Annotated in this window: 17 protein-coding genes and 1 tRNA gene; 11 read left to right on the top strand and 7 right to left on the bottom strand. The window is 69.8% G+C overall.

Going from position 1 to position 15,783, the window contains the following annotated elements; genetic code table 11:
- Positions 1-9 precede the first annotated feature (9 nt).
- The 3 genes from QM568_RS04440 to QM568_RS04430 are packed head-to-tail and all read left to right on the top strand — an operon-like array spanning position 10 to position 3,292.
- The gene (locus QM568_RS04440) at positions 10-546 is read left to right on the top strand and encodes a DUF501 domain-containing protein (protein WP_415136207.1); all 537 of its coding nucleotides are present in this window, start codon (positions 10-12) and stop codon (positions 544-546) included.
- A complete protein-coding gene (locus tag QM568_RS04435) occupies positions 543-1,835 on the top strand; it encodes a S8 family serine peptidase (protein WP_415136205.1) in 1,293 nt (430 codons plus the stop codon). The genes QM568_RS04440 and QM568_RS04435 overlap by 4 nt, the downstream gene beginning before the upstream one ends.
- A 38-nt stretch (positions 1,836-1,873) precedes the next feature.
- Positions 1,874-3,292, top strand: coding sequence for an NAD(P)/FAD-dependent oxidoreductase (locus tag QM568_RS04430; protein ID WP_415136203.1), 1,419 nt, complete (start codon positions 1,874-1,876; stop codon positions 3,290-3,292).
- Between the two features lie 110 nt (positions 3,293-3,402).
- On the opposite strand, the gene QM568_RS04425 is transcribed toward QM568_RS04430, so the two are convergent.
- Positions 3,403-3,852, bottom strand: coding sequence for an arsenate reductase ArsC (locus QM568_RS04425; protein WP_415136201.1), 450 nt, complete (start codon positions 3,850-3,852; stop codon positions 3,403-3,405).
- A 55-nt stretch (positions 3,853-3,907) separates the two neighbouring features.
- Between QM568_RS04425 and QM568_RS04420 the strand changes: the two genes are divergently transcribed.
- Positions 3,908-4,279, top strand: coding sequence for a metalloregulator ArsR/SmtB family transcription factor (locus tag QM568_RS04420; RefSeq protein ID WP_415136199.1), 372 nt, complete (start codon positions 3,908-3,910; stop codon positions 4,277-4,279).
- Here the strand turns inward: QM568_RS04420 and QM568_RS04415 are convergent.
- Together QM568_RS04415 and QM568_RS04410 are read right to left on the bottom strand one after the other, a co-directional pair.
- Positions 4,201-5,094: a potassium channel family protein gene (locus tag QM568_RS04415; protein WP_415136197.1), complete on the bottom strand. Its 894-nt coding sequence runs from the start codon at positions 5,092-5,094 to the stop codon at positions 4,201-4,203. The two genes, QM568_RS04420 and QM568_RS04415, sit on opposite strands and share 79 nt — an antisense overlap.
- 138 nt (positions 5,095-5,232) lie before the next feature.
- Positions 5,233-5,305: transfer RNA gene (locus QM568_RS04410), tRNA-Leu, on the bottom strand.
- Positions 5,306-5,392: 87 nt separating this feature from the next.
- Here QM568_RS04410 and QM568_RS04405 point away from each other — a divergent pair.
- The 3 genes from QM568_RS04405 (at position 5,393) to QM568_RS04395 (ending at position 8,577) form a co-directional block, all read left to right on the top strand.
- Positions 5,393-6,628, top strand: coding sequence for an alanine racemase (locus QM568_RS04405; RefSeq protein WP_415136195.1), 1,236 nt, complete (start codon positions 5,393-5,395; stop codon positions 6,626-6,628).
- Positions 6,625-7,938 carry a D-arabinono-1,4-lactone oxidase gene (locus tag QM568_RS04400; protein WP_415136193.1) on the top strand — a complete coding sequence of 438 codons (1,314 nt, stop codon included), beginning with the start codon at positions 6,625-6,627 and terminating at the stop codon, positions 7,936-7,938. The genes QM568_RS04405 and QM568_RS04400 overlap by 4 nt, the downstream gene beginning before the upstream one ends.
- Before the next feature lie 72 nt (positions 7,939-8,010).
- The gene (locus QM568_RS04395; RefSeq protein WP_415136191.1) at positions 8,011-8,577 is read left to right on the top strand and encodes a LemA family protein; all 567 of its coding nucleotides are present in this window, start codon (positions 8,011-8,013) and stop codon (positions 8,575-8,577) included.
- Positions 8,578-8,605: 28 nt separating this feature from the next.
- Here the strand turns inward: QM568_RS04395 and QM568_RS04390 are convergent, their stop codons facing one another.
- Complete coding sequence (locus tag QM568_RS04390; protein WP_415136189.1) at positions 8,606-9,862, bottom strand: winged helix-turn-helix domain-containing protein; 1,257 nt, start codon at positions 9,860-9,862, stop codon at positions 8,606-8,608.
- A 66-nt stretch (positions 9,863-9,928) separates the two neighbouring features.
- Between QM568_RS04390 and QM568_RS04385 the strand changes: the two genes are divergently transcribed.
- Entirely contained in the window at positions 9,929-11,125 is a 1,197-nt protein-coding gene (locus tag QM568_RS04385) for an AI-2E family transporter (protein WP_415136187.1), read from the top strand.
- The gene (ilvA, locus tag QM568_RS04380; RefSeq protein ID WP_415136185.1) at positions 11,122-12,351 is read left to right on the top strand and encodes a threonine ammonia-lyase; all 1,230 of its coding nucleotides are present in this window, start codon (positions 11,122-11,124) and stop codon (positions 12,349-12,351) included. Before QM568_RS04385 ends, ilvA begins: the two co-directional genes overlap by 4 nt.
- Positions 12,352-12,798: 447 nt before the next feature.
- Here the strand turns inward: ilvA and greA are convergent, their stop codons facing one another.
- Both greA and QM568_RS04370 read right to left on the bottom strand, forming a co-directional pair.
- On the bottom strand, positions 12,799-13,287 hold the full coding sequence (gene greA, locus QM568_RS04375) for a transcription elongation factor GreA (protein ID WP_415136183.1): 489 nt from the start codon (positions 13,285-13,287) through the stop codon (positions 12,799-12,801).
- A 91-nt stretch (positions 13,288-13,378) separates the two neighbouring features.
- Positions 13,379-13,765, bottom strand: a complete 387-nt coding sequence (locus tag QM568_RS04370; protein WP_415136181.1) for a DUF4307 domain-containing protein — start codon at positions 13,763-13,765, stop codon at positions 13,379-13,381.
- A 67-nt stretch (positions 13,766-13,832) separates the two neighbouring features.
- On the opposite strand from QM568_RS04370, the gene QM568_RS04365 reads away from it, so the two are divergent.
- A complete protein-coding gene (locus tag QM568_RS04365; RefSeq protein ID WP_415136179.1) occupies positions 13,833-14,114 on the top strand; it encodes a hypothetical protein in 282 nt (93 codons plus the stop codon).
- A 34-nt stretch (positions 14,115-14,148) separates the two neighbouring features.
- On the opposite strand, the gene trhA is transcribed toward QM568_RS04365, so the two are convergent.
- Positions 14,149-14,877: a PAQR family membrane homeostasis protein TrhA gene (gene trhA / locus QM568_RS04360; protein ID WP_415136177.1), complete on the bottom strand. Its 729-nt coding sequence runs from the start codon at positions 14,875-14,877 to the stop codon at positions 14,149-14,151.
- A 97-nt stretch (positions 14,878-14,974) separates the two neighbouring features.
- Between trhA and QM568_RS04355 the strand changes: the two genes are divergently transcribed.
- Entirely contained in the window at positions 14,975-15,754 is a 780-nt protein-coding gene (locus QM568_RS04355) for an isoprenyl transferase (protein ID WP_415136302.1), read from the top strand.
- Positions 15,755-15,783: the final 29 nt, after the last annotated feature.

The raw sequence follows: 15,783 nt of genomic DNA, 5'->3' as shown, positions 1-15,783 counted from the left end.
GCTGGTGGGGTGACCACGCCCCCTTTCGCCGCGCCCACTCCTGCCGAGCTCGCCGTGCTCTCCGCGCAGCTCGGACGCACGGTGCGCGGGGTCGTCGGGATCGCCGCGCGATGCGCGTGCGGCAACCCGACCGTGGTCGCCACGGCGCCGCGGCTGCCCGACGGCACGCCGTTCCCGACCTTCTACTACCTCTCCCACCCCGCCGCCACGGCTGCGATGTCGACCCTGGAGGCCACACAGGTGATGCCGGAGCTCGCCGCGCTCCTCGAACACGACGAGACGGTGGCCGCTGGCTACCGCGCCGCGCACGAGGCCTATCTCGCCGACCGTTCGCAGTACGGCGAGGTCGCCGAGATCGAGGGCATCTCGGCGGGTGGGATGCCCATGCGGGTGAAGTGCCTGCACGCGCTCGCCGGACACGCGCTGGCGGCCGGACCCGGGGTGAACCCGATCGGCGACGAAGCGCTGGCCCGCTCGACGTGGTCGCCGGACGTCTGCCGCTGCGAGGACCCGGGGGCGGCGCTGCGCGAGGCCCCTTCCGAATGAACGGGGCGCGGATGCTGCGCGGGGCCGTCGCCGCGGCGACGGTCGCGGCATCCCTCCTGCTCGTCGGGGCCACCGCGGCGCCTTCGCCGGACCCCGATGAGTCGGTCGACCCGGTCAGGGCCAGCGAGTACTGGCTCGACGCCGCCGGCATCCGCGACGCCTGGCGCACCACACGGGGCGAGGGCGTGACGATCGCGGTAATCGACACCGGCATCGCGAAGGTGCCAGGCATCTTCGACGGCGCCGTCGTCGACGGCACTGACGTCTCCGGCAGCGGCACCGCCGACGGGCGCACGCCCGTCGGCGCGGTCGACGGCAACCACGGATCCTGGGTGGCCTCCCTCGCCGCCGGTCGCGGCAACTCCGACGGCCGGGGCATGATCGGCGTGGCGCCCGAGGCGAAGCTGCTGTCGGTATCGGTCGGCTTCGGCGCCGCGGCATCCGTCCCCTTCACCGAGCAGATCGCCGAGGGCATGCGCTGGGCGGTCGACCATGGCGCCGACATCATCAACCTGTCGTTCACGACGAACACGCTGGACTGGGACGAGAGCTGGGACGAGGCGTTCCTCTATGCGTTCGAGCACGACGTGGTCGTCATCGTCGCCGCGGGCAACAGGGGCAGCGGCACGAACATCGTCGGCGCCCCGGCGACGATCCCGGGGGTGCTCACCGTCGGCGGGGTCGACCAGACGGGATCAGCGAGTCTGGAGGCCTCCACCCAGGGCATCACGATCGGGGTGTCGGCGCCGAGCGAGGGACTCATCGGCATGTCGGCCGACGGCACGCTGGCGCTGTGGGACGGCACCAGCGGGGCCGCGCCGATCGTGGCGGGGGCAGCGGCCCTCGTGCGTGCGGCGCACCCCGATCTGGACGCGGCCAACGTCATCAACCGCCTCATCAGGACCGCGGTCCCCACGGCGGACATGACCTCGGTGCCCGACGTGCTGTACGGGTACGGACTGCTCGATGCCGCAGCGGCCGTGTCCGACGACGTCCCGACGGTCGACAAGAACCCGATGGGAGATCTCGCCGAGTGGGTGCGTCTGTTCCGCCGCGCGTCGACCGAGCCCGAGCCGGTGCCGACATCCGCGCCGGTCGCCGTGCCGCCGCTGCCGGCCGCCGATGCGCCCAGCAAACCCGGTTCGCCTTGGCTGCCGAGCGCCGATTCGCTGCGGTACGGCACCCTCCCGCTCATCGCGCTCACCGTCCCTGGTATCCTGATAGCGCTTGGCGTCACTGCAGCTGCCCGGCGCATCCGATCGGCGCGCTTTCGCACGCCGAATTCCTGACTCCGAGGAGTTGTCACCCTGTGCCTCAGAACAGCACTGTGCCCAAGATTCTGATCGTCGGTGGAGGCTACGCAGGCTTCTACACGGCGTGGAAGCTCGAGAAGCACCTTCGCCGGGGCGAAGCCCAGGTGACGATGGTCGACCCGCTGCCCTACATGACGTACCAGCCGTTCCTCCCCGAGGTCGCTGCAGGATCCATCGAGGCACGTCATTCGGTCGTCGCGCACCGTCGTCACCTCAAGCGGACCAACGTCATCACCGCCAAGGTGACCGGCATCGATCACGCGAACAAGGTCGCCACCATCACGCCGCCGATCGGCGAGCCGTATGAGTTCACGTACGACCAGATCGTGGTCACCGCCGGCGCCGTCTCGCGCACGTTCCCGATCCCGGGCATCGCCGACAACGCGATCGGCCTGAAGACGATCGAGGAGGCCGTGGCGATCCGCGACCGCCTGATGTCGAACTTCGACAAGGCCGCATCGGTTCCGGCCGGCCCCGTGCGTGACCGTCTGCTCACCGTCGTCGTCGTCGGCGGCGGGTTCGCCGGCATCGAGGTGTTCGCCGAGCTGCGCTCGCTCGCCTCGTCGCTGCTGTCCAAGTACCCGCAGCTGAACTTCGACGACACCCACTTCCACCTCATCGAGGCCATGGGCCGCATCATGCCCGAGGTGTCGCTGCCCACGAGCGAGTGGGTCCTCAAGGATCTCGCCAAGCGCGGCGCCAACGTGCACCTCGACACCCAGGTCACCGGTGCGGTCGACGGCAACGTCGAGCTCTCCACTGGCGAGGTCATCCCGACCGACCTCATCGTCTGGACCGCCGGTGTCATGGCGAACCCGACCGTGGTGCGCGGCGGCGACCTGCCCGTCGAGGAGCGCGGTCGCATCCAGACGCGCGCCGACCTCCGCGTCGGCACCGCCGAGGAGTTCGTCGAAGGTGCATGGGCCGCCGGCGACGTCTCGGCCGTCCCCGACCTCACCGGCGGCGGCGTGGGCGGCATGTGCGTGCCCAACGCCCAGCATGCGGTGCGTCAGGCCAAGCTCCTGGCGAAGAACCTCGTCGCTGTGCTGCGTGGGGAGCAGCCCAAGGAGTACTTCCACAAGAACCTCGGCGCCGTGGCCGGCCTCGGCCTCTACAACGGCGTCTTCCAGTCCGGCGGCCTCGCGCTCAAGGGCTTCGTCGCCTGGGTCGCCCACCGCGGGTACCACGGCCTCGCGATGCCGACGTGGGAGCGCAAGTGGCGCGTGCTGTGGGGCTGGTGGCACAACCTCTGGCTCGGTCGCGACCTCGTGAACCTCGAGACGGTCCAGAGCCCTCGCTACGTCTTCGAGGAGTTCGCCGCGCGTCCGCGTCCGGCGGCGCCCGCGCAGACGCCCCCGGTCGCGACGATCGCGCCGAAGAAGGCGGATGCCGAGCCCGACGCCGCCAAGGCCGGAGCCGCCGCCACCAAGTGACGTCCTCCTACGAACGCCCCGACTCCTTCCGGAGCCGGGGCGTTCGTCGTCGGGACGCGGCCGGATGCCGTCAGCAGCAGGGCACACCGTCGCAGCAGCTCTCCGAGCTCTCACACATGATCCACCTCCTCCCTGTCGATGAGGTCGTCGAGGAGGGCGCGGACCCGGCGTTCGATCTCGTCGCGCACTCCGCGCACGAAGTCGATGTCGCGTCCGGCCGGGTCGGGCAGTTCCCAGTCCTCGTAGCGTCTTCCGGGAAGCACCGGGCAGGCGTCGCCGCATCCCATCGTGATGACGACGTCGGCATCGCTCACGCCGTCGAGCGGCTGTGGCACGGCGGCACGGATGTCGATGCCCTTCTCCGCCATCACGGCCACCGCGGCCGGGTTCACCCGCTCAGCCGGCTCGGAGCCGCCGGAGCGCACCTCCACCCGGTCAGTGCCGAGCGCGCGGGCGAAGCCCGCGGCCATCTGGGATCTGCCGGCATTGTGCACGCAGACGAACAACAGCACCACGCGGGTGGCGGAGGTGGCGTCTGCGGAGAATGTATCGATGTTCATCGATGCAAGCTTCACCCATGCATCGATATCTGTCAATATATGCGATCATAGACGCATGACCTCGCCGACGCTGATCCCCGTGCGCGACCTCGCCGCCTGCTGTTCGCCGATGGCCGGGGAGCCGATCGGGGCGGAGTCGGCCGCGCAGTTCGCGGCCGTGCTGAAGGCGCTGGCCGACCCCGCACGCCTGCGGATCCTCTCGATGGTGGCCGCGCACGTCGATGGCGAGGCCTGCGTGTGCGACCTCACCGCCCCGCTCGGGCTGCAGCAGTCCACCGTGTCCCACCATCTGCGCATCCTCGTCGACGCGGGATTCCTCTCGCGTTCGCAGCGGGGGACCTGGGCGTACTACCGGCTGATCCCGCGATCGCTGGGTGCGGTCACGGCGCTCCTCGGCACCCTCGATCCGGGCCCCGACGAGCGCTGAGTGCCCCCGCTGGGACTCGAAAGCTCCGCGATCTGCTCCCGCAGCCCGATGACCTCGGCGTGCAGCGCCTTCACCTGGGCCTCTGTCGCCGCGGCCGTGGACTCCGACTCGACCGACACCTTGTCGACGATCCACGAGGCCAGTGTCGCTGTCACGACACCGATCAGCGCGATTCCGCCGATCATCAGACCCGCGGCCACAACGCGCCCCGTCGGCGTGACCGGCGAGAGGTCGCCGTATCCCACGGTGGTGATCGTCACGAACGCCCTCCAAAGGGCGTCCCCGAAGGTCTGGATGCTGCCGTCGGCCCCCTGCTCCGCGTCGAGGACGGCAAGCGCAGCGAGGAAGATCATCATGACGGTCGCACCGACTGTGTAGACGACGACCTTCCCACGGAGCATCGTGCCAGCCCCGCGCTGGATGAGCGCGATGATCGTGAGGAACCGCATCAACCGGAGCGGCCGGAGCATCGGGAGTACAACAATCGCGAGGTCGAGCAGGTGCCGGTAGAACCACTGCCGACGGCTCTCCGCGACCGCCAGTCGGACGACGTAGTCGACGGCGAACAGGACCCAGGTGACACAGAGCAGCAGCTCACAGGTCGTCGCGACGATCCCGTCCGGCCTCACCAGAATCTGAACCGCATAGGCGAGGAGGAAGGCGACCGCCGCACCCATGAGAGGCCACTCCACCATACGCTCCCAGCGCGCGACACGTTCGCCATACATGCGTCGATTATCCAGCCTGGAACGAAGAAACGGCCCCGGTCGGAACTGGTGGGCGGCACTAGCGGGCACACCCTGTGCGGCGATCACCTCGAGGACGCTCCGGAAGGCCGTCGCGACTTACTTGCCGGGTGCCGCCTGGGTCGAAAGCAGCGAGTAAATAGCGAATTGGGTCAGAACTACCCGGTCCGACGCACTGAGAACGACCTTCTGAACAGGTGCATACCGTGCCCCCGCTGGGACTCGAACCCAGACTGAAGCGATTTTAAGTCGCCTGCCTCTGCCATTGGGCTACGGGGGCATCGCTGTCAGCCTACAAGCGGATGCCGGTTGCGACCCGGTTCCGCCCGAGGCGACATCGGATCCACGGAGGTCGTAGTGTGGGGGAGTGCTCGACCTCACCGAAGAACTGAGGCCCGCCGCCGTCGCCCCCGAGTGGCACGACCCGGGCCGGTACTGGCCCCGGTTGTCCGCTGCGACCGGGCACCTGCCGGCACCGGTCGCCGTGATCGATCGGGAGGCGCTGCGGCACAACGTCTTAGACCTGCTCGTGCGCGCGGGCGGACTGCCGATCCGGGTGGCGTCGAAGTCGGTGCGGGTGCGGGCGGTGCTCGACGCGGTGCTCGCGCTGCCGGGGTTCCGCGGCATCCTCGCGTTCACGCTCGATGAGGCGCTGTGGCTGGCGGCCGACCACGACGACATCTTGCTCGGGTACCCGACGGTCGACCGCGAGGGCCTGGAGCGGCTGTTCGCCGATGAGGAGGCCGCTCGACGCATTACGCTCATGGTGGACGATCCCGCCCACCTCGACATCGTCGACAGCGTCGCCGGTCCCTCCTCGCGCCCCGAGATCCGCGTCGCCATCGATGTCGACGCGTCGCTGCGGTCGCCGCTTCTCGGCCACATCGGCGTGCGCCGATCCGGCCTTTTCACGTCTGCGGAGGTCGCCGGCTTCGCACGCGCGATCGTCCGACGCGATGGATTCCGCCTGGTCGGACTGCAGATGTACGATGCGCAGATCGCCGGCCAGGGCGACAACGCCGGCGCCGACGCCCCGTTGATCCGCGCGGTGCAGGCGAGATCTCGCCACGAGCTGCTCGCACGCCGTGCCGCCATCGTCGAAGCCGTCACCCGTGTCGCGCCGCTCGAGTTCATCAACGGCGGCGGCACCGGATCGCTGGAGTTCAGCGGATCCGATCCGTCGCTCACCGAGGCCAGCGCCGGCAGCGGTCTGCTGGGCGGTCATCTCTTCGACGGCTACCGCTCCTTCCGCCCGGCTCCTGCCGCAGCCTTCGCGTTCGACGTCGTGCGCCGCCCGGCATCCGACATCGTCACCGTCCTCGGCGGCGGATGGATCGCGTCGGGACCCGCCGTCGCGTCGCGTCAGCCGGCGCCGGTGTGGCCACCGGGCCTCGCCACCCTCCCGAGGGAGGCCGCCGGCGAGGTGCAGACGCCGCTGCAGGGAGCCGCCGCGGAGCGCCTCGGCATCGGAGACCGCGTCTGGTTCCGTCATGCCAAGAGCGGCGAACCCGCCGAGCGGGTCGAGCGCTACCATCTCGTCTCGGGCGATGAGGTCATCGACGAGCTGCCCACGTATCGCGGCGAAGGAAAGGCGTTCCTGTGACGAGAATCGGCGGGACCTGGCAGAACTGGGCGCGTTCGGCATCGGTCAAGCCGGTCAGGGTGGAACGGCCGCGCACTCCCGAGGGCGTGCAGCGCGCCGTGCAGGCGGCTGCGTCGCAGGGGCTCGCGATCAAGGCGGTCGGTGCAGGGCACAGTTTCACCGGTATCGCCGTCGCGCCCGGCGTTCTGCTGGAGCTCGACGATCTGCAGGGGCTCGTCTCGGCGGATGCCGGCACCGGGCGCGTCACGCTGCTCGCCGGCACCCGGCTGCACCGGATCCCCGCGCTGCTGGCGCCCTACGGTCTGGCGATGCAGAACCTCGGCGACATCGACCGCCAGTCGATCTCCGGAGCGATCTCGACCGGCACGCACGGCACAGGGGCAGGCTTCGGCGGCCTCGCCACGCAGGTCGTCGGCCTCACGATGATCACCGCCGCCGGGGAGTTCCTGCGCATCGATGACGAGCACGACGCCGATCTCCTCCCGGCGGTGGCCGTCGGTCTCGGAGCGCTCGGCATCATCGTCGAGGTCACCCTGCAGTGCGTGCCGGCGTTCGTCATGCGTGCCGTCGATGAGCCGGCGCCCCTCGACGACGTGCTGGCCACGCTCGACGAGCGGGTCGCGGCATCCGATCACTTCGAGTTCTACTGGTTCCCGCACACCGACGTCGCCCTGACCAAGACACAGACCAGACTGCCGGAGTCGACCAGGCGCGAGCCGCTGCCTGTGGTGGGCAAGTGGATCGACGAGACGCTCCTGTCGAACGGCGTCTACCGGGTGGTGTGCGCGGCGGCGCAGGCGGCGCCCGCGATCACTCCGCCGTTCAGCAGGCTCGCCGTGAAGCTCACGGGCGACCGCGCCTACACCGATCTCTCGCACCGCGTGCTCACGCAGAGCCGCACGGTGCGCTTCCGCGAGATGGAGTACGCGTTGCCGGTCGAGAACGTCGTCCCCGCGTTCCGCGCGGTGCAGCAGCTGATCGCCGAACGTGGCTGGCGCATCGAGTTCCCCATCGAGGTGCGCTTCGCCCGGCAGGACGACCGCTGGCTCTCCACCGCCTACGGCCGGGAGAGCGGGTACATCGCGGTGCACCGGTACTGGCGCGCCGATCCGACGCCGTACTTCGAGGCCGTGGAGCGGATCATGTTCGAGCACGGAGGGCGGCCGCACTGGGGCAAGCTGCACACGCTGAGCGCGAGCCAGCTGCGCGAGCGCTATCCCCGTTTCGACGACTTCCTTGCGCTGCGCGACCGCCTCGACCCGGAACGCCGCTTCGCGAACCGCTATCTCGGGCGCGTCCTCGGCCCCTGACGGACCGCGCACCCAGTCCACGCGCAGACAGCGTCGTTAGGATGGGGGGAAACACGAGGAAGGGGGGCACTGATGGAATGGCTCGTGCCGGTACTGATCGTCGTCGCTCTGGTTGTGCTCATCGGAATCTATCTCTGGGCGACGTACAACTCGCTGGTGCAGCTCAACGTCCGCGTCGATGAGGCATGGAGCGGCATCACCGTTCAGCTCACGCGCAGAGCAGATCTCATCCCCAACCTCATCGAGACGGTGAAGGGCTACGCCGCGCACGAGAAGGCGGTCTTCGAGAACGTCACCCGTGCGCGCGCCGAGACGCTGTCGGCCGCAGGCCCCGGAGCCGCAGGCATCGCCGAGGGGCACCTGCAGCAGGCGCTGCGCAGTCTCTTCGCGGTCGCCGAGGCGTATCCGCAGCTCCAGGCCAGCCACAACTTCCTCCAGCTGCAGCACGCCTTCGTCGACACTGAGGACAAGGTGCAGGCGGCGCGCCGGCTCTACAACGGCGGTGTGCGCGACTTCAACACCAAGATCAAGGTGTTCCCCAACAACATGTTCGCGCGGGGTCTCGGCTTCACCGAGCGGGAGTTCTTCGAGGTGGCCGACAGCGGCGCCGTCTCGGCGCCCCCGCGCGTGCAGTTCTGACGTTTCGCCTGCGCGTTCGACCAAGCGGTCACATCGTGACCTCGCGGGCGTGGACGTGTCGGCGCACGGACGGATGCGTGCCGAGCGCGCGGTGCACGTCGTCGGCGGCGGTGCCCCACCCCGACACCGACACATGCTCCAGCCCCTGCCAGGAGGCGGCGAGGGCGAGTTCTGCGGCGATGCGCTCCGCGTCGTCGGACGGCCGGGCCTGCGGTTCCCACCATGCCGACTGCACCTGCAGCGTCGAGGTCGCGCGCTCGGCCTTGAGATCGACGCGGGCGACGATCCGATCGCCGACGAGCACCGGCAGACAGTAGTAGCCGTACCGGCGCTTGTGCGCCGGGACGTAGATCTCGATGCGGTAGTCGAGTTCGAAGGCGCGCAGCGCCCGGTCGCGGAACCACACCACGGGATCGAACGGCGTCAGCAGCGCCGCGGCGTCCACGCGGCGGGGGAGGGCCGCCTCGACGTGGCGCCAGGCCGCGAGCGGGCGCCCCTGGCGCTGCCATCCCTGCACCTGCACGGGCACGAGCTCGCCGGCATCCGTCAATTCGGCGATCGCCTGCGTGACGGCGGCACGATCGCGGATGCGGTAGTAGTCGGCGAGATCTGCGGCCGTGGCGACGCCCGACGAGCGCGCGGCGCGGCGCACCAGCTCGCGCATCGCGGTCTTGATCGGCACCTCCTGGGCGAGGACGTCTGCGGGCACGACCTGCTCGGCCAGCGCGTAGGTGCGCTCGAAGCCCTTGCGCCCGGCGACGGCGACCTCGCCCGTGCGCCACAACTGCTCGAGGGCGATCTTGGTGTCGTCCCAGTCCCACCAGGTGCCCCGTTCGCGAGGAGCGTCGGCGCGGATGTCTGCGGGGCGCACGGGCCCCCGCGAGCGCAGCTCGTCGCGCACCCAGTCGAGCGTGCGCCGGTTCGCTGTGGCCCACGAGTCGGGCGCGGCGAGCTTGCGGGCGAAGTGGTCGCGGCGGAAGCGCCACAGCGGCCAGTCGTCCACAGGCATGAACGTCGCCTCGTGGGCGAGGTACTCGACGTAGCGGCTGCGGCGCGAGAAGAAGACGCGGTCGAGGAGCGCGGGCTCGTATGAGCCCAGACGCGAGAACATCGGCATGTAGTGCGAGCGCGCGAACACGTTCACCGAGTCGATCTGCAGCACGCCAAGGCGCTGCATCGCCCCGTGCAGGGAGCGCGCGGAGACGGATGCCGGGCGTGAGCGCGTGAAGCCCTGCGCCGCCAGTGCGATGCGGCGGGCCTGGGCGGCGCTGAGTGTGTCTGTCACGTCGACAGAGTAACCGCGGCCACCGACGTTGACGATCGGGGTGCGCGATCGCCGTAGAATCGACGGATGAGCGAAGAGCAGCGTCCACGGCTGAGGGATCTCTTTCGCCCCCGCCCGATCTCGACTGATCGCACTGTCACGACCGAGGCCGACGAAGCCGTCCCGATGGGACTGCGCATCACGGCCGCCTATGCCTGGCGCATGCTCCTCATCGCCGCGGTCGTCGCCGGCGTCATCTGGACCGTCATCCAGCTGAAGCTGCTGGTGGTGCCGCTCATGGTCGGCATCCTCATCACGGCCCTGCTGTGGCCGGCGTTCTCCTGGATGCTGCGAAGGCGCGTACCGCGCTGGGCGGCGGTGACGCTGTCGCTAGTCGGGATGCTCGGGATCGTCGCCGTGCTGCTGACCCTGGTGATCTGGCAGATCAATCAGCAGATGGACGACGTGCGCGCCCGCTCCGCGCAGGCCGTCGAGGACTTCCAGGTCTTCCTCATGGACGGCCCCCTGCGTCTCACTTCGAAGCAGATCGAAGAGTACATCCTCCAAGGGCGGAGCTTCCTCTCAGAGCAGGCCGACCTGCTCTGGAGCGGAGCCCTCAGTGTCGGCACGACCGCGGCGCACGTCGCCACCGGTGCGGTGCTGGCGCTGTTCATCCTCATCTGCCTGCTCGCCGACGGCGCAGGAATCTGGCGCTGGACGCTGCGGCTCTTCCCGCGGGCTGCGCGCCCAGCAGCCGACGGCGCCGCCCGCAACGGCTGGACGACGATCGTCAACTACGCCCGCACGCAGCTCTTCGTCGCCGCGATCGACGCCGTCGGCATCGGCCTCGGCGCCCTGCTGCTCGGCGTGCCGCTGGCGATCCCGGTCGCCGTCCTCGTCTTCCTCGGGTCCTTCGTGCCGATCGTCGGTGCCGTGGTCACCGGCGCCCTGGCCGTGCTGCTCGCGCTCGTCTACAACGGACCCTGGATCGCGCTCGCGATGCTCGGGGTGGTGATCGCTGTGCAGCAGGTCGAGGGGCACATCCTCCAGCCGATCATGATGGGCTCGGCGGTGAAGGTGCACCCGCTCGCGGTCGTCCTCGTCGTCGCGGGCGGATCCATGGTGGGCGGCATCCCCGGTGCGCTGTTCGCAGTGCCGCTGGCGGCCTTCGTGAACGTGGCCGCCGTGGCGGTGAGCACCGGCTCGTGGCGCACCGGCGATCAGCCGGACGCCGACCTGATCTGGAGTACGGTTCCGCGGGAGCGGAGAAGGAGCAATCGATGAGTGCAGTGCCCACCCTGACGGAGTTCGAGCTCGCCGCTCAGACGCTCGCGGAGGTGATCACGCACACGCCGACGCTGCCGTCGCGCGCGCTGGGCGACATCCTGGGGGCGCCGGTCGTGCTCAAGATGGAGAACCTGCAGCGCACGGGCTCGTTCAAGATCCGCGGCGCCGCCTACCGGCTCTCGCGTCTGAGCGCTGAGGAGCGCGCGCGCGGCGTCGTCGCAGCATCCGCCGGCAACCACGCCCAGGGTGTCGCCCTCGCCGCGCAGGCGCTGGGGATCTCGGCGACGATCTTCATGCCGCTCGGCGTGCCGGTGCCGAAGCTCCTCGCCACGCGTGGCTACGGGGCCGAGGTCGTGCTCGAGGGTGAGACCGTCGCGACGTCGTTGCGCCTCGCCGAGGATTACGCGCAGCGCACCGGCGCCGTGATGATTCACCCGTTCGATCACCGCGACGTCATCATCGGGCAGGGCACGCTCGGGCTCGAACTGCTCGATGACGCCCCCGAGGTCGACACGATCCTGCTCGGCATCGGCGGAGGCGGGCTCATCGCCGGCGTCGCCGCCGCGGTGAAGGCGCGCGCCGCCGAACGCGGCCGCACCGTGCGCATCATCGGCGTGCAGGCCGAGAACGCCGCCGCGATGCCGCCCTCGCTCGAAGCGGGCCACCCGGTCGACATCGAGACGCGCCCGACGATCGCCGACGGCATCCTCGTCGCCCGTCCCGGTGCGTTGCCCTTCGAGATCGTCAAGGAGCTCGTCGATGAGGTCGTCACCGTCACCGACGACGATCTCGCCCGGGCGATCCTCATCCTGCTCGAGCAGGCGAAGGTCGTCGTCGAGCCCGCCGGCGCCGCCGGCGTCGCCGCGATCCTCGCGGGCAAGGTGCAGGCGAGCGGGCTGACCATGTCCGTGCTCAGCGGCGGCAACATCGACCCGCTGCTGCTGCAGCGCGTCGTCTCGCACGGGCTGGCGGCATCCGGTCGCTATCTCACGATCCGCATCCCGCTGCCCGACCGCCCCGGTCAGCTCGCGCGCGTCTCCGAGCTCATCGCCGAGGCAGGGGCGAACGTCATCGAGGCGATGCACACGCGCCACGGCCACGGCCTGCAGATCAGCGACGTGATCCTCGAGCTCAGCGTCGAGACGCGCGGAGCGGAGCACTCCGAGCTCACTCTCGATACGCTGCGCCGGGCGGGCTTCGAGCCCATCATCGTCCCGGACTGACCCATCATCGTCCCGGACTGATATGCAGGGCGCACGCGCGGAGGATGCGTACGCCCTCGTCCGGTTTGCGCTGCTGTTCTGTGCGTCGCGCTGCTCTTCTCTGTGTCGCGCTGCTCTTCTGTGCATGCGCTGCTGAAACTTCAGCAGCGCGAGCGGGAACGAGTAGCGCGACGTCGAGAAGGACAGCGCGACGCGGGAATGAGCAGCGGGACTGGGAAGGAGCAGCGCGAGCGGGAACGATGTCGCGCTGCTGTTCTGTGCATGCGCTGCTGAAACTTCAGCAGCGCGGGCGGGAATGAGTAGCGCGACGCGGGAAAGAGCAGCGCGACGCGGGAACGAGTAGCGCGACGCAGGAACGAGCAGCGCGACGCGGGGGGACGAGTAGCGCAACAACGAGAACGGCGGCCGCAACCCGTTAGAGGGTGCGACCGCCGCGCTCGGGCGGACTCAGCCGGTGTAGGTCTCGACCTTGAGGATCTCGACGGCGATCGAGCGGCCGTTCGGCGCCTCGTAGCTCGACTTCTCGCCGACCTTGAGCCCGAGGATGGCCTGGCCCAGCGGGCTCGCCTCGCTGTACACGTCGAGGTCGCTGCCGACCGCGATCTCGCGGCTGCCGAGCAGGAAGACCTCTTCGTCGCCGGCGACGACCGCGGTGACGACGGTACCGGGCTCGACGATGCCGCGGCTGGCCGGGGCCTCGCCGACCTTCGCCGTCTTCAGCAGGCTCTCCAGCGTACGGATGCGCGCCTCCTGCTTGCCCTGCTCGTCCTTCGCGGCGTGGTAGCCGCCGTTCTCCTTGAGGTCGCCCTCTTCGCGCGCAGCCTCGATGCGCTTGGCGATCTCGTCGCGGCCGGTCGTGGACAGGTGCTCCAGCTCAGCGACGAGCCGGTCATACGCTTCCTGCGTGAGGAAGGGAACCTGAGCATCGGTTGACATGACGAAGCTCCTTCGGTCGGGACCCCGAGAACCGGGGGATATGCCAAGACGCCCCGGCACGGTGCCAGGGCGTCGTCTGTCTGCAGCGAGTCTAGGCGACCCAGCAGGTGTTCACCAAACCCGTCGTGGCCTGCGCGACCGTCGGCACGGTCGTCGAGATCGCCTGCGAGTGGGCGGACCCGGCCGGCACCTCAACGACCTTCCAACCGACGATGCCGAACTCCTCGTCGAGGGCCTGCACCACGCAGGTGACATCTTTGCCCTGGACCCCGGTGATCTGGAAGCGCACCTCCACGCCGTGCGCGTCGACGAGGTCGAAGCCGAGGTCATCGGCATCCACCGACTGCATCTCGCGCACGGCTGTCGTCCACGCGAACGCGCCCACGGCGAGCACGGCGACGACGATCGCGACGATCCATGGCGTGCGCCGACGGCGGGTACGTCCGTAGCGCTCGTCGAGCTCCTGGGCGGTGGTCACGGCGGCGTCTTCCGATCGTTAGGCTGGTGAACACAGGTTAATCGACCTGTCTATGAAAGGCCGACACATGCGCGATCTGACCGCCACGCCGATGCCCGCTCCGTCGATGACGGTGGCACCGGAGCTCGTCACGCCGGGCTTCGTCGGCTTCGCCGCGGTCGCGTTCCTCGTCGTCGTGGTGATCCTGCTGGTCGCCGACATGAACCGCCGCATCCGCCGCGTCCGCTACCGCGAGGAGGTCCGTGCGGAGCTCGACGCCGAAGAGGCGGCCCTCGGTGCCGGCCGCGCCGCCGACACCGACGACGGCGTTTCCATCACGGACAGCGGCGACGACCGACCCCTGCGCTGAGCGCGAACCTCTTCGCGCCGACCTGCACGGCGGGTCACGCGCCGAGCGAGGGCGACAGCGGATGCAGGGCGATGAGCAGGCACGCCGTCCAGTGGCAGAGGAACGCGAGCACCGTGCACACGTGGAAGATCTCGTGGAAGCCGAAGTGGCCGGGCCAGGGATTGGGGCGCTTCATCGCGTACACGATCGCGCCGCCTGTGTAGAGCAGACCGCCGACGATGACGAGGATCATCATCGCGACGTTCGCCTCGAGCAGGTCGACGATGTACATCACCGCGGCCCAGCCGAGCAGCAGGTACAGCGCGACGTAGAGCCAACGCGGGGCGTGGATCCAGAAGACGCGGAACAGGATGCCGAGCACAGTGCCGCTCCACACGAGCACGAGCAGCAGCAGGCCCTTCTGCGGCGGCAGCGCCAGCACGGCGAGCGGTGTGTAGGTGCCGGCGATCAGCAGCAGGATGTTCGCATGGTCGATGCGCTTGAGCACGACCTTGGTCTTCGGCCCCCAATCGAACCGGTGGTACAGGGCCGAATTGCCGAACAGCAGCAGAGAGGTCGTCATGAACACGGCGGCGGCGGCCTTCGCGGCACCCCCCTGCGCGAACACGATGAGCAGCACGCCCGCGGCGATCGCGACGGGGAAGATGCCGGCATGGATCCAGCCGCGCCAGGAGGGTCTGGTATCGATGGCCGCGTCCTTCGCCGCGGCATCGAGCAGCGGAAGCTGAGGGACGTCGGGAGGCGAGGAGTCGGGAGTGCTCACGTGCTCACTCTATGCGGCCGCGTATGCCACGTGACGTACATGACCCGGTCGTTCGCGCCGGGCGATCGTGGCCCTCTCGCGGTAGCGTAGGGAGGTGATGTCACGCGAGAGTCAGGGGCGCGGGCCGCTGTATCGTCTGTACAGCAGCCGGCTGCGCCGTCACCTCGATCCGGTGACCATGCCGCACCACGTTGCGATGATGATCGACGGCAATCGCCGCTGGGCGCGCCAGCTCGGCTACGCGACGCCGGCCGAGGGACATCGGGCCGGCGCCGCCAAGATGCGGGAGTTCCTCGGCTGGTGCGACGAGCTCGGCATCCGCGTCGTCTCTCTGTACCTGCTGTCGGCCGACAATCTGCGAAAGCGCGACTCCGCCGAGCTCGCCGATCTCATCGAGATCATCGCCGAACTCGCCGACGGACTTTCGAGGGAGGGCAACTGGCGGGTCAAGCACGTGGGCCGCGCCGAGATCCTGCCCGCCGAGCTCGCCGCGGTGCTGGCGGATGCCGAGGAGCGCACGCGCGCGCACACCGGCCTGCACGTGAACCTCGCCGTCGGGTACGGCGGGCGCAACGAGATCGTCGACGCCGTGCGCAGCATCATCGCCGGCCACGAGGCATCGGGCGGCACTCTCGAGGAGCTGGCGGCGCACCTCACGCCCGAGATGATCGGCGAGCACCTCTATACGGGCGGGCAGCCCGATCCCGATCTCGTGATCCGCACCAGCGGCGAGCAGCGGCTCAGCGACTTCCTGCTCTGGCAGAGCGCGCACAGCGAGTTCTACTTCGTCGAGGCGTTGGGGCCGGACCTCCGGCAGGTCGACTTCCTCCGCGCCATCCGCGACTACGCCGACCGAGATCGCCGCTTCGGCCGCTGATCGCGTTCGGCAACGAGACGTTCATCCGC

This window comes from Microbacterium sp., assembly GCF_047607465.1.
Taxonomy (GTDB): Bacteria; Actinomycetota; Actinomycetes; order Actinomycetales; family Microbacteriaceae; genus Microbacterium.
The sequence above is the reverse complement of the archived record's forward strand: the minus strand, read 5'-3'. Positions and strand labels throughout refer to the sequence as shown.